Raw genomic sequence first — 12754 nt, 5'->3', positions numbered from 1 at the left:
CCACGCTGGCGTTAGGCTGCGGATCATGCTCGTAGCCGCCGCCGTCTGTCCCGCCCCGCCCCTGCTCGTGCCGGAGGTCGCCGCGGGGGCCGCCGCCGAACTCGGCGACGCCCGCACCGCCTGCTCCGACGCGCTGGCGGTGCTCGCCGCCTCCCGGCCCGACCTGCTGGTCGTCGTCGGCGCCGCCGCCGAGGGCGGCGCGTACGACCAGGGCACCCCCGGCGGCTTCGCCGGGTTCGGCGTGGACCTGACCGTCACCCTGGGCCCCGACCTGGGCGAACCGCCGAGCGGCCACGCCACCGGGGACACCCTGCCGGCTTCCCTCGCGGTGGCCGGCTGGTTGCTCGGCCAGGCCCGCTGGGCGGCCGCCCCGGTCGCCGGTGTGGCCGTCGCCGCGGACCTCGCCCCGAGCGGCTGCGGCCTGCTCGGCGCGGACCTGGGCGGTTCCGCCGAACGCGTGGCCATGCTGGTCCTCGGGGACGGCAGCGCCTGCCGGACCCTCAAGGCCCCCGGCTACCTCGACGAGCGCGCCGCCGGCTTCGACGCGGCCGCGGCCCGCGCCCTGGGCGCCGCCGACACGGCCGCCCTCGCCGCGCTCGACGCCGAACTCGCGGCCGAACTCCAGGCCGCCGGCCGGGCCCCCTGGCAGGTGCTGGCGGGCGCAGCCGAGGGAGCGGGCCTCGAAGGCCGCCTGCTGTACGAGGACGCGCCGTACGGGGTCGGCTACTTCGTGGCCGCCTGGTCATAGCGCCGGGGCTTGGACAGCCCCCGGAGATGCCGAAGGGGCGCGGGACCGGCGGCAGCCGTTGGTCCCGCGCCCCTTCCGGAATCGCGTCAGGAGGTGGTCGGCGGCGTCGTACCGCCGGGGGCGTCCTTGTGCGCGATCTTGCCCAGGGCGTCCTTCGCCTTGCCCGTACCGCTCGTGATCCGGTCGCTGTACTTGCCGTGGGTCTTGGAGTCCACGGCCTTGGCCACCTTGTCCAGACCCTCGCCGATCTTGCCCTCGTGCTGCTGCGCGAGGCCCTCGACCTTCTCCTTCGCCGGAGCGAGCTTGGCCTTCAGATTGTCCAGCAGGCCCATGGGTCACCTTCCGTTGGCGGTCGCTACGTGCGGGCGCCCTCACCGGCTTCGCTGTCCGCGGCCACCTCGGCCGACTGCTGCTTCGGGATCTCCACGGCTTCCGCCGCCGGGGCCTCCGCAACAGCCGGCCCGGCCTCGGCCTCTTCGGCCGCACCGGACTCCGCCGTCAGGGCCTCGGCAGCGACCTCCTCGGTCGCAGCCTCTTCCTTACGACGAAAAAACCGATCAAAAACGCCCATGTCTACTCCCATAACGCTACTCGTGTGAGTGAAGTTCCGCCTTGGCCGGACCGGCCTCCGCCGGGCGTACGCAGGGCGCATGCCGGGCCGGAACCTCGCCAGGGCAACGACCCCGCCCGCACCCCGTCACGTAACTCGATCGGGTACATGCTGTGGTGTTTGCGAGACTGGGGCGGTGAGGAAAGCACCCCCCGCCCCGCGGGTCATCGCCGTCGTCGGTCCCACCGCGGCAGGAAAGTCCGACCTGGGCGTCGCCCTGGCCCGCCGATTCGACGGCGAAGTCGTCAACGCCGACTCCATGCAGCTGTACCGGGGGATGGACATCGGCACCGCCAAGCTGACGACCGAGGAGCGCGGCGGAGTCCCGCACCACCTCCTCGACATCTGGGACGTCACCGACACCGCCAACGTGGCCGAGTACCAGCGCCTGGCCCGCCTGGAGATCGACAAACTGCTCGCCGAGGGCCGCACGCCCGTCCTCGTCGGCGGCTCCGGCCTGTACGTCCGGGGCGCCCTGGACGTCATGGAGTTCCCCGGCACCGACCCCGAGGTCCGTGCCCGGCTGGAGGAAGAGCTCACGCTGCGCGGCTCCGGCGCCCTGCACGCCCGCCTCGCCGCCGCCGACCCGGCCGCGGCCCGGGCCATCCTGCCCAGCAACGGCCGCCGCATCGTCCGCGCGCTGGAGGTCATCGAGATCACCGGACGCCCCTTCACCGCCAATCTGCCCGGCCACGAGTCCGTCTACGACACCGTCCAGATCGGCGTCGACGTCGCCCGGCCGGAACTCGACGAGCGGATCGCGCTGCGCGTGGACCGGATGTGGGAGGCCGGGCTGGTGGACGAGGTCCGCGCGCTGGAAGCCCGCGGACTGCGCGACGGAATCACCGCTTCCAGGGCGCTCGGCTACCAGCAGGTGCTCGCCGCGCTCGCCGGCGACTGCACCGAGGACGAGGCCAGGGCGGAGACCGTCCGGGCGACCAAGCGGTTCGCCCGCCGCCAGGACTCCTGGTTCCGCCGCGACCCGCGCGTCCACTGGCTCAGCGGAGCCGCCGCCGACCGGGGGGAACTCCCCGGACTCGCGCAGTCGTTGGTCGAACGAGCGGTCACAGCCTGATCACGTGATGGCATCGGGACGCCCCGGGCGCCCGTTGCGGGGCCGGGAGCGTGCCATCATCAAACTTCTGCGGGTGCGGTCACCTGCGGTGAATGGCGGCGCACTGAGTCCGAGTGGGGAGGGCGCGTGGCGATGGAGGCCGGCCCTCGCGACACCGGGCGGGACGACACCCGGCGGGAAGCGGATCCGACGCTTCTCGACGGGACGGACGGGCCCGCAGGCCTCGGGCTGCCCGCGGATCCCGCGCGGCTGACCCCCGACGGCCCGGACACCCCGGACACGGCCGAGGCCGAGGCGGCCGCAGGCCCCGCGTTCGAGGTCGAGCTGCGCCCGCAGCGCCGCCTGCGCCTGTGGCAGATCGCCCCCATCGTCATGCTCGCCGCCGCCGGCTCCCTGATGTTCGCCTTCCCGCTCGCCTTCGAGTTCGGCGACGGCGGAGCCGTGGTCGCCATGCTCGGCTTCCTGATCAGCTGCTGCGCCGGAGGCTGGGGCATGATGGCCGCCCGCCGGGTCGGCTACACGTGGCCCGGGCTCCCGGCCCGGGGCAGCGGCCGCCGCCCGGACTGGCGCATGGCCGCGCTGTACGCCGTGATCGCGCTGGCCGTCGTGAGCCTGGCCGTGTACCGGGTCGCCCGGCTGCGCTGACCAGCCCTCCCGCAGTGGTCCGCGTACTGGACGGTGCGCCGCCGCTGAGCTGGGCCTCGGTACCATGAGCGGGTGACGCAGCGCACCCTCTCCTTCTTCAAGGGCCACGGGACCGAGAACGACTTCGTGATCATCCCGGACCCGGACAACGCCATCGAACTGCCCGCGTCAGCGGTCGCTAGGCTGTGCGACCGGCGGGCGGGCATCGGTGCGGACGGCGTCCTGCACGTCGTCCGGTCCGCTGCGCACCCGGAGGCGGCACACCTCGCCGGCGAGGCGGAGTGGTTCATGGACTACCGCAACAGCGACGGCTCCATCGCCGAGATGTGCGGCAACGGCGTGCGCGTCTTCGCCCGCTACCTCCACTTCGCCGGCCACGTCGAGCCCGGAGACCTGGCCGTCGCCACCCGCGGCGGGATCAAGCGGGTCCACCTCGACAAGGCCGGCGACGTCACCGTCTCCATGGGCCGCGCCGAACTCCCCGAGGGCGAGGTCACGGTCAGCGTCGGCTCCCGGAGCTGGCCCGCGCGCAACGTGAACATGGGGAACCCGCACGCCGTGGCCTTCGTTGAAAGCCTCGACGACGCCGGGAACCTCTACACCGCCCCGCCCTTCAGCCCGGCGTCCGCCTACCCGACGGGTGTCAACGTCGAGTTCGTCGTCGACCGCGGCCCCCGGCACGTCGCCATGCGCGTCCACGAGCGCGGCTCCGGCGAGACCCGCTCCTGCGGCACCGGCGCCTGCGCCGTCGCCGTGGCCACCATCCGCCGCGACGGCGTGGACCCCGCCGTCACCGGCGCACCGGTCACGTACACCGTCGACCTCCCCGGCGGCACCCTGCACATCACGGAACACCCCGACGGGCAGATCGACATGACCGGACCGGCCGTGATCGTGGCCGCGGGCGAGTTCGACGGGGCCTGGCTCACCGAAACGGCCTTCGCCTGAAGCTTCCCTCTAATGGGTGATCCGTTTCACGCTGAGCGAGAGGTGGACTGCGCCACGTGGTGGGGTCGGTAACATCAGGCACCGGCCCTGAGGGCTCACCCCATGCCCGCCACCGCCGGTCGAAGCCGCCGGAGGTGCCCATGAGTGCAGAGGCCACGAACCCCGAAGCACACCCCGAAGCGCGCCCTGAGCTCCGCAGACGGGGCCGGACCAGGCTCGATCTGCGCCGGCTCGGCCGCGCGGCCCTGCTCGGGCCCACGTCCCGGGACCGGCTTCCGGACGCCATCGGCCACGTTGCCGAGGCCCACCGCGCCCACCATCCGGACGCCGATCTGTCCCTTCTGCGAAGGGCGTACCTCCTCGCGGAGACCTCGCACCGCGGTCAGATGAGAAAAAGTGGTGAGCCGTACATCACACATCCGCTCGCCGTGACCCTGATCCTCGCCGAACTCGGGGCCGAGACCACCACCCTGACGGCCTCTCTGCTCCACGACACCGTCGAGGACACCGAGGTGACCCTCGATCAGGTCCGTGCGGAGTTCGGCGACGAGGTCTGCTTCATCGTCGACGGGGTCACCAAGGTCGAGAAGATCGACTACGGCGCCGCCGCCGAACCCGAGACCTTCCGCAAGATGCTCGTCGCCACCGGCAACGACGTCCGCGTCATGTCCATCAAACTCGCCGACCGGCTGCACAACATGCGCACCCTGGGCGTGATGCGCCCCGAGAAACAGGCCCGCATCGCCAAGGTCACCCGCGACGTCCTCATCCCGCTGGCCGAACGGCTCGGCGTCCAGGCCCTGAAGACCGAGCTGGAAGACCTCGTCTTCGCGATCCTGCACCCCGAGGAGTACGAGAGCACCCGCGCGCTCATCGCGGCCCACGCCGGGGAACGCGACCCGCTGCCCGCCATCGCCGACTCCGTACGGGCCGTCCTGCGCGACGCCGGCATCGCCGCCGAGGTACAGGTCCGGCCGCGGCACTTCGTCTCCGTGCACCGGATCGCCCGGACCCGCGGCGAGCTCCGCGGCTCCGACTTCGGCCGCATCCTCGTCCTCGTCGGCGAGAACGCCGACTGCTACGGGGTGCTCGGGGAGCTGCACACCTGCTTCACCCCGGTCGTCTCCGAGTTCAAGGACTTCATCGCCACCCCGAAGTTCAACCTCTACCAGTCGTTGCACACCGCCGTCGCCACGCCCGAGGGGTACGTGGCCGAGGTCATCGTGCGGACCCGGCAGATGCACCGCGTCGCGGAGGCCGGCGTGGTGGCGCTCGGCAACCCGTACGTCACCGCGACGCCCGACACCGCCGCCGACCCCGACGAGGAGCGGGTGGACCCCACCCGGCCCGGCTGGCTCTCCCGGCTGCTCGACTGGCAGCAGTCCGCACCCGACCCCGACACCTTCTGGAGCGTGCTCCGCGCGGAACTGGCCCAGGACCGGGAGATCACCGTGTTCCGGGCCGACGGGGGCACGCTGGGCCTGCCCGCCGGGGCCAGCTGTATCGACGCCGCCTACGCCCAGCACGGCGAGGCGGCCCACGGCTGTATCGGCGCCCGGGTCAACGGGCGCCTCACCTCCCTGTCCTCCCCGCTGTCCGACGGCGACACCGTGCAGCTGCTGCTCGCGCAGGACGCCTCCTCGGGGCCGGCCGCCGAATGGCTGGACCACGCGCGGACCCCGGCCGCCCGGATCGCCATCAGCAGCTGGCTCGAATCCCATCCCGACCGGGCGATGTCCACCACCTCCGCCGCGCGGGCGCCCCTGTCGGTGGTCGGCGCCCGGGGAGGCGGGGGCAACGCGGTCGCCGACCTGCCGGACGCCACCGTGCGGCTCGCCGGGTGCTGCACCCCGGTGCCGCCCGACGCCGTCGCCGGCTTCCTCGTCCGCGGCGGGGCCGTCACCGTCCACCGCATCCAGTGCGCGGCGGTCGCGCAGATGCGCGCCGTGGGGCGCACCTCCGTCGCCGTGCACTGGCGGGCCACGGCCGACTGCCGGGTCACCCTGCTCGCCGAATCGTTCGGCCGCCCGCACCTGCTGGCCGACCTCACCGAGGCCATCGCCCGCGAAGGGGTCGAGGTGGTCTCCGCGACCGTGGAACCCCCGGTCGAGCAGCGGGTCCGGCACACCTACACCCTGCAGCTGCCGGACGCGGCCGGACTGCCCGCGCTGATGCGCGCGATGCGGGACGTACCGGGCGTGTACGACGTACGCCGGGCGTAGGCCGCACCTACGCCCGGCGTAGGCCGGGACGGCCCCGTTCGGGTGGAATCGTCGCGCGCCGTACGCGGCCGTGTGGCGGGCGCTGGTAAGCGGTGGTGGATGCAGCTCTCCTCCCCCCGCCTGCGCGCCGCTCTGCTCGCCGCGGCCTCCCTGACCCTCGTCGCCGCCGTACTGCCCCCGCCGAAGGCGTTGGGCATCGGCGACACGCTGTTCCCCGAGCTCGGGAACCCCGGGTACGACGTGCTCTCGTACGACCTGTCCTTCGCGTACAAGGACAACCGGACCCCGCTCGACGCGGTCACCGTCATCGACGCCCGTGCGCTCGAGCCGCTGGAGCGGATCAACCTGGACTTCACCCACGGCAAGGTGGCGTCCGCCGAGGTCAACGGGGAGCCGGCCCGGTTCGAGAGCGTGGGGGAGGACCTCGTGCTGACCCCCGCGCGGACGGTGGCGGACAACGGGCCGCTGCACATCACCGTCCGCCACACCAGCGACCCGCGCGGACGCGGGGACGGCGGCTGGGTGCCCACCGAGGACGGCCTGGCCATGGCCAACCAGGCCGACGCCGCCCACCGCGTGTTCCCCTGCAACGACCACCCCGCCGACAAGGCCCTCTTCACCTTCCGGATCACCGCCCCGCCCGGGCTCACGGCCGTCGCCAACGGCGTGCAGGTGCTCCCCGCGATGCGCTTCGGCTCCTCGAAGACGTGGACGTACCGGACCCGGCACCCCATGGCCACCGAACTGGCCCAGGTCTCGGTGGGCAAGTCCGCCGTCGTGCACGGCACCGGCCCGCACGGGCTGCCGCTGCGCGACGTCGTCCCCGCGGCGGACCGGGAGCGGCTGGAGCCCTGGCTGAAGAAGACCGCGGGGCACATCGCGTGGATGGAGGAGCGGGTCGGCCGCTACCCCTTCGAGAACTACGGGGTCCTGATCGCGCGGGCGACGACCGGTTTCGAGCTGGAGACCCAGACCCTCTCCCTCTTCGAGCACAGCCTGTTCGCGGGCGAGGGCTACCCCGAGTGGTACGTCGAGTCCGTGATGGTCCACGAGCTCGCCCACCAGTGGTTCGGCGACAGCGTCACCCCGCTGACCTGGTCCGACCTGTGGCTCAATGAGGGACACGCCACCTGGTACGAGGCCCTGTACGCGGACGGGCTCGGCAAGTACTCCCTGGAGCGGCGCATGCGCGAGGCGTACCAGCGCTCCGACCAGTGGCGGGCGGCGGGCGGCCCCCCGGCCGCCCCGAAGCCCGCCGCGCCCGGCGAGAAGATCGGGCTTTTCCGGCCGGTGGTCTACGACGGGTCCGCGCTGATCCTCTATGCCCTGCGGCAGGAGATCGGCACCGAGGCCTTCGACCGGCTGGAGCGGCGCTGGGTGTCGCAGTACCGGGACGGGGTCGCGGGCACGGCCGACTTCGTACGCATGGCCTCGGAGGAGGCCGGCCGGGACCTCGGGGCCTTCCTGCAGCCCTGGCTGTACGGCAAGACCACCCCGGCGATGCCCGGGCACCCGGAGTGGAGCACCCCCGCCGCGTCCCGCAAATAAAGGGTGTGACCGGTGAGGAACGGGCATGTCACCATCGACGGGGCCGTTCGGGGAATCCCCCGGCGGTGTGACACGTTGGACGTGACAGTTAACGTGCCTGTTCACGTGCCAGTGCTATTCGAATCGACGTAAGGATCCAATGACCTCCTCTTCTTCCCCTTCCCAGGACGCGCGGGACGCACAGGACGTGCCGGACTCGCAGAGCTTCACCGAGAGCCTTCGGGCCGATGCCCTGATGGAAGAGGACGTCGCCTGGAGCCACAAGATCGACGGAGACCGGGACGGCGAGCAGTTCGAACGCTCCGAGCGCGCGGCGCTGCGCCGCGTGGCCGGCCTCTCCACCGAGCTCGAAGACGTCACCGAGGTCGAGTACCGGCAGCTGCGCCTCGAGCGCGTCGTTCTCGTCGGTGTCTGGACCTCCGGCACGGTGAACGACGCGGAGAACTCCCTCGCGGAGCTCGCCGCCCTCGCCGAGACCGCGGGTGCTCTCGTACTCGACGGCGTGATCCAGCGCCGCGACAAGCCGGACCCGGCCACCTTCATCGGTTCGGGCAAGGCGCGCGAGCTGCGTGACATCGTCATGGAGAGCGGGGCCGACACCGTCGTCTGCGACGGCGAGCTCAGCCCCGGCCAGCTCATCGCCCTCGAGGACGTCGTCAAGGTGAAGGTGGTCGACCGGACCGCCCTCATCCTCGACATCTTCGCCCAGCACGCCAAGTCCCGAGAGGGCAAGGCGCAGGTCGCCCTCGCGCAGATGCAGTACATGCTGCCGCGACTGCGCGGCTGGGGTGCCTCGCTGTCCCGTCAGATGGGTGGCGGCAGCGGTGGCGGCATGGCCACCCGAGGCCCCGGTGAGACCAAGATCGAGACCGACCGGCGACGGATTCGCGAGAAGATGGCGAAGATGCGCCGGGAGATCGCGGAGATGAAGACCGGCCGCGACATCAAGCGGCAGGAACGGCGCCGCAACAAGGTGCCCTCGGTCGCCATCGCCGGCTACACCAACGCGGGCAAGTCCTCGCTGCTCAACCGCCTCACGGGCGCGGGCGTCCTGGTGGAGAACGCACTGTTCGCCACCCTCGACCCGACCGTGCGCCGGGCCGAGACGCCCAGCGGCCGGGTCTACACCCTGGCCGACACGGTCGGCTTCGTCCGGCACCTGCCGCACCACCTCGTCGAGGCGTTCCGCTCCACGATGGAGGAGGTCGGCGACTCCGACCTCATCCTGCACATCGTGGACGGCTCGCACCCGGCGCCGGAGGAGCAGCTGGCGGCGGTGCGCGAGGTGATCCGCGAGGTCGGCGCGGTCAACGTGCCCGAGATCGTGGTGATCAACAAGGCCGACGCCGCGGATCCGCTCGTCCTGCAGCGGCTGCTGCGGATCGAGCGGCACTCGATCGCAGTATCGGCGCGGACGGGGCTGGGCATCGAGGAACTCCTCGCGCTCATCGACTCCGAGCTGCCGCGGCCCGAGGTCGAGGTGGAGGCCATGGTGCCGTACACGCGCGGCTCGCTGGTCGCCAAGGCGCACGCCGAGGGCGAGGTGATCTCCGAGGAGCACACCCCGGACGGCACCCTGCTCAGGGCGCGGGTCCACCAGGAGCTGGCGGCGGACCTGGCGCCGTACGCGCTCGCGAAGCGGTGAGCAGGCCGTAGGGCTTGATGCTGTGACGGCTTGACGGCTTGACGGCTTGACGGCTTGACGGGCGAGGGCCCCCTGCACTGTGCAGGGGGCCCTCGGTCGTTCGCCCCTGCCCAGCGGTGTGGGCAGGGGCGGAACAGGAACTACTTGAACTTGCGGCTCACGGCCTCGAAGACGCCCTTCGCCTCCGGACCCAGCCGGGGTCCGGCCAGCCAGCCCGCCTTGGCCGGGCCGATCGAGGTGTTCGACACCAGCGCAGGCTTGCCGTCGGCACCCGCCGCGACCCAGCCGCCACCGGAGGAACCACCGGTCATGGTGCAGCCGATGCGGTACATCGCCGGGTCGGTCGCGTTCAGCGACAGCCGGCCCGGCTTGTCCGTGCACTGGAAGGCCTTCTGGCCGTCGAACGGAGCCGCCGCCGGGTAGCCGGTCGCCGTGATGCTCGCGACCTTGGGCACGGCCGGCGCGGCGAACTCCACCGGGAGCGCGGAACCGACCGTCTCCTCCAGGGACTTGCCGCTGCCCTTCTCGGGCGTCACGTGCAGCACCGCGAAGTCGAACGGCGCACCCGCGCCGCCGGTCGGACCGCCGGTCGCGATCCACTGGTCCGAGGTCTGCGCCCAGTCGCTCCACCAGACGCCGTACGGGGCCACCTGCTCGCGGGGCGTGCCCTTGAGCTGCGCCGAGGGCTTGCCCGCGTTGTTGTAGGACGGGACGAAGGCGATGTTGCGGTACCAGCCGCCGGACTTGCCCGCGTGCACGCAGTGGCCCGCGGTCCAGACCATGTTCGACTTGCCGGGGTGAGCCGGGTCCTTGACCACGGTCGCGGAGCAGACCATCGAACCCTCGGGCCCGTCGAAGAAGACCTTTCCGGACTCCGGAACGCTCTGGTGGTAGGGCGCGCTCGCCGGCTTGGCCGTCACCGGGGCCGGGGTCGGGTCGGTGACGCCCTGGTCCTTGCCCGCGTCCGGGTCGACGGACGGGCGCTGCGGCTGCTCGGCGTCACGCATGCGGTCCGGGTCCCACAGGCCCTCGATGATCGGGTTGATGTAGTCGCCCGCCTCGCGGAGCCAGTCCTCCTGCTTCCAGTTCTTCCACTCACCCCCCTTCCACTTCTCCAGGTCGATGCCGCGCTCTTTGAGCTTCTCCTTGAGCTGGTCCGGGATCTTGATCCCGTCCGGGTTCGGAAGGCTCGCCGCCACGGTCGGCTTGGCGTCGCCGCCGGCCTCCTCGTCGCCGGGGCCGCAGGCAGCTGCGGTCAGCGCGAGCGCGGCCGCGCACAGGATCGCGGTGACCGGTCGGTTCGGTCGCATGTCGTTCGTCCCCCTGGTGGTTTCGAGGCGTGGAGTGCAGCCCCCCACTATGCCGCTGCCGCCGAGGACGACACAGCCCGGGGCCGTGGTTCCTGTCGCTCGCCCCGGGCCCGGCAAGGATCTTGGGGCCACCCGTGATCCGTCGCCGTCACCGTCGTTGGTACGTACGGGGGATGGGGGAGCAGCGTTGGTGTTCGAGGCGCAATCCGGAAGAGCGTTCAGTGCGGGAGGACCGACACTCGTGGCTTTGACCGAGCCGGCCGCGGCGGCGGCCGCGACACAGATCCCGCCGCAGGACGCACCCCAAGTGCCGCCACAGGGCGGCCGGGTACCGGGCCGGGGCGAACGCGGCGACTCCGTCGCCGCCGACGGGATCCTGCGCAGGCAGGCACAACGGGAGTCCGCCGCCCGTACGTACGCGCGCTCCCTGCCCATCGTCCCGGTGCGGGCCCGGGGACTGACCATCGAGGGCGCCGACGGCCGGCGCTACCTCGACTGCCTCTCCGGCGCGGGCACCCTCGCCCTCGGGCACAACCACCCGGTGGTGCTCGAAGCCGTCCGGGGGGTCCTCGACTCGGGGGCCCCGCTGCACGTGCTCGACCTCGCGACCCCGGTCAAGGACGCCTTCACCACCGAGCTGTTCACCAACCTGCCGCCGGCGCTGGCAGCCGACGCGCGCGTCCAGTTCTGCGGGCCGGCCGGTACGGACGCCGTGGAGGCCGCCCTCAAACTGGTGCGCACCGCGACCGGGCGGTCCGGGCTGCTCGCCTTCACCGGGGCCTACCACGGCATGACCGCCGGGGCGCTGGACGCCTCGGGCGGCGCTCCGGACGTACGGGTGACCCGGCTGCCGTACCCGCAGGACTTCCGCTGCCCGTTCGGTGTAGGCGGCGCCGCGGGCGCCGAACTCGCCGCACGCTGGACGGAGAACCTGCTGGACGACCCCAAGGGAGGGGTGCCCGCCCCGGCCGGCCTGATCGTCGAACCCGTCCAGGGCGAGGGCGGGGTCATTCCCGCCCCGGACGCCTGGCTGCGCCGGATGCGCGAGATCACCACGGCGAGGGGGATCCCGCTGATCGCCGACGAGGTGCAGACGGGCGTCGGCCGCACCGGTGCCTTCTGGGGCGTCGACCACGCCGGGGTGGTCCCGGACGTGATGGTCCTGTCCAAGGCGATCGGCGGCAGCCTGCCGCTCGCGGTGATCGTGTACCGGGCCGGCCTGGACGTCTGGACCCCCGGAGCCCATGCCGGAACCTTCCGCGGCAACCAGCTCGCCATGGCCGCCGGAACCGCCACGCTCGCCTTCGTACGCGAGAACCGCCTCGCCGAGCGCGCCGCCGTCCTCGGCGAGCGGATGCTGACGGCCCTGCGCGGTCTGGCCGCCGGCCAGCCCTGCATGGGGGACGTCCGGGGCCGGGGCTTGATGATCGGCGTCGAACTCGTCGATCCCGAGAGCGGGGCCGCCGCACCGGCCCTCGCCGCCGCCGTCCGCCAGGAGTGCCTGGACCGCGGCCTGATCGTCGAACTCGGCGGCCGCCACGGCGCCGTAGTCCGCCTGCTCCCTCCGCTGACCCTGACCGACGAGCAGGCCGCGGCGGTCCTGGACCGCCTGGCCGACGCCATCCCGGCCGCCGCCCGCCGGACCCACTGACCCGCGAGGACCCGCGATGCCAGAGCCGCACCAGTCCACCCCCACCACCCCGAACCCCCTCCCGGAACCCCCGCCTGCCCACTCATCGCCCCTGGCTCCCACCCACCAGCAGTCGCCGCCGGCCCCCGCCCCGGTACGCGACACCCCCGCCTCCCCGCCCCCAACGCCGACCCCCCATCCCCACCCACCCACCCCGGCCTCCGCGACGAGCCCGTCACCCCGCCCGACCGAGCACCACCACCCCCGGCTGGCCTCGGCCGTGTCTCCCGACGCGGCCACCCCAGGTCCCGCGGTGAGCCCGTCACCTCGCCCGACTGAGGACCGCGACCCCCGGCTGGCCTCGGCCGTGTCT

11 protein-coding genes are annotated in these 12754 nt (G+C 72.9%); 8 read left to right on the top strand and 3 right to left on the bottom strand.

The features are described 5' to 3' along the window. Window positions 1–25 precede the first annotated feature (25 nt). Window positions 26–748: a hypothetical protein gene (locus tag ACIPYQ_RS28930; RefSeq protein ID WP_361761179.1), complete on the top strand. Its 723-nt coding sequence runs from the start codon at window positions 26–28 to the stop codon at window positions 746–748. An 86-nt stretch (window positions 749–834) separates the two neighbouring features. On the opposite strand, the gene ACIPYQ_RS28925 is transcribed toward ACIPYQ_RS28930, so the two are convergent. After that, window positions 835–1080 (bottom strand): antitoxin, encoded by a 246-nt coding sequence (locus ACIPYQ_RS28925; RefSeq protein ID WP_327416787.1) that lies wholly within the window; start codon window positions 1078–1080, stop codon window positions 835–837. 23 nt (window positions 1081–1103) lie between these two features. Beyond that, the gene (locus ACIPYQ_RS28920; protein WP_362234990.1) at window positions 1104–1319 is read right to left on the bottom strand and encodes a gliding motility protein; all 216 of its coding nucleotides are present in this window, start codon (window positions 1317–1319) and stop codon (window positions 1104–1106) included. Between the two features lie 175 nt (window positions 1320–1494). Here ACIPYQ_RS28920 and miaA point away from each other — a divergent pair, with 175 nt between their 5' ends. The 6 genes from miaA (at window position 1495) to hflX (ending at window position 9441) form a co-directional block, all read left to right on the top strand. Then, window positions 1495–2433, top strand: a complete 939-nt coding sequence (gene miaA / locus ACIPYQ_RS28915; RefSeq protein ID WP_401256632.1) for a tRNA (adenosine(37)-N6)-dimethylallyltransferase MiaA — start codon at window positions 1495–1497, stop codon at window positions 2431–2433. Window positions 2434–2559: 126 nt separating this feature from the next. Then, a complete protein-coding gene (locus tag ACIPYQ_RS28910) occupies window positions 2560–3078 on the top strand; it encodes a hypothetical protein (RefSeq protein WP_401256630.1) in 519 nt (172 codons plus the stop codon). Between the two features lie 72 nt (window positions 3079–3150). Continuing rightward, window positions 3151–4026: a diaminopimelate epimerase gene (dapF, locus tag ACIPYQ_RS28905; RefSeq protein ID WP_401256628.1), complete on the top strand. Its 876-nt coding sequence runs from the start codon at window positions 3151–3153 to the stop codon at window positions 4024–4026. Window positions 4027–4166: 140 nt separating this feature from the next. Continuing rightward, the gene (locus ACIPYQ_RS28900) at window positions 4167–6248 is read left to right on the top strand and encodes an HD domain-containing protein (RefSeq protein ID WP_361761164.1); all 2082 of its coding nucleotides are present in this window, start codon (window positions 4167–4169) and stop codon (window positions 6246–6248) included. A gap of 99 nt (window positions 6249–6347) precedes the next feature. Further along, a complete protein-coding gene (locus ACIPYQ_RS28895) occupies window positions 6348–7796 on the top strand; it encodes a M1 family metallopeptidase (RefSeq protein WP_401256625.1) in 1449 nt (482 codons plus the stop codon). A gap of 139 nt (window positions 7797–7935) precedes the next feature. After that, on the top strand, window positions 7936–9441 hold the full coding sequence (gene hflX, locus ACIPYQ_RS28890) for a GTPase HflX (RefSeq protein WP_401256624.1): 1506 nt from the start codon (window positions 7936–7938) through the stop codon (window positions 9439–9441). 140 nt (window positions 9442–9581) lie between these two features. Here hflX and ACIPYQ_RS28885 read toward each other — a convergent pair whose 3' ends face one another. Beyond that, window positions 9582–10751 (bottom strand): trypsin-like serine peptidase, encoded by a 1170-nt coding sequence (locus ACIPYQ_RS28885; RefSeq protein WP_401256622.1) that lies wholly within the window; start codon window positions 10749–10751, stop codon window positions 9582–9584. Window positions 10752–11058: 307 nt separating this feature from the next. Between ACIPYQ_RS28885 and ACIPYQ_RS28880 the strand changes: the two genes are divergently transcribed. Further along, window positions 11059–12402, top strand: a complete 1344-nt coding sequence (locus ACIPYQ_RS28880) for a diaminobutyrate--2-oxoglutarate transaminase family protein (RefSeq protein WP_401256706.1) — start codon at window positions 11059–11061, stop codon at window positions 12400–12402. The last annotated feature ends 352 nt before the right edge of the window (window positions 12403–12754 follow it).

The sequence above is a fragment of the Streptomyces sp. NPDC090045 genome (assembly GCF_044747975.1).
Classification (GTDB): domain Bacteria; phylum Actinomycetota; class Actinomycetes; order Streptomycetales; family Streptomycetaceae; genus Streptomyces.
Note: the sequence above shows the minus strand (reverse complement) of the source record. Positions and strands in the feature narration are given on the sequence as shown.

Coding starts and splice junctions, on each gene's coding strand:
- ACIPYQ_RS28900 (WP_361761164.1), top strand. CDS start 4,167: ATGAGTGCAGAGGCCACGAACCCCGAAGCACACCCCGAAGCGCGCCCT.
- ACIPYQ_RS28925 (WP_327416787.1), bottom strand. CDS start 1,080: ATGGGCCTGCTGGACAATCTGAAGGCCAAGCTCGCTCCGGCGAAGGAG.
- ACIPYQ_RS28885 (WP_401256622.1), bottom strand. CDS start 10,751: ATGCGACCGAACCGACCGGTCACCGCGATCCTGTGCGCGGCCGCGCTC.
- ACIPYQ_RS28930 (WP_361761179.1), top strand. CDS start 26: ATGCTCGTAGCCGCCGCCGTCTGTCCCGCCCCGCCCCTGCTCGTGCCG.
- ACIPYQ_RS28895 (WP_401256625.1), top strand. CDS start 6,348: ATGCAGCTCTCCTCCCCCCGCCTGCGCGCCGCTCTGCTCGCCGCGGCC.
- hflX (WP_401256624.1), top strand. CDS start 7,936: ATGACCTCCTCTTCTTCCCCTTCCCAGGACGCGCGGGACGCACAGGAC.
- ACIPYQ_RS28920 (WP_362234990.1), bottom strand. CDS start 1,319: ATGGGCGTTTTTGATCGGTTTTTTCGTCGTAAGGAAGAGGCTGCGACC.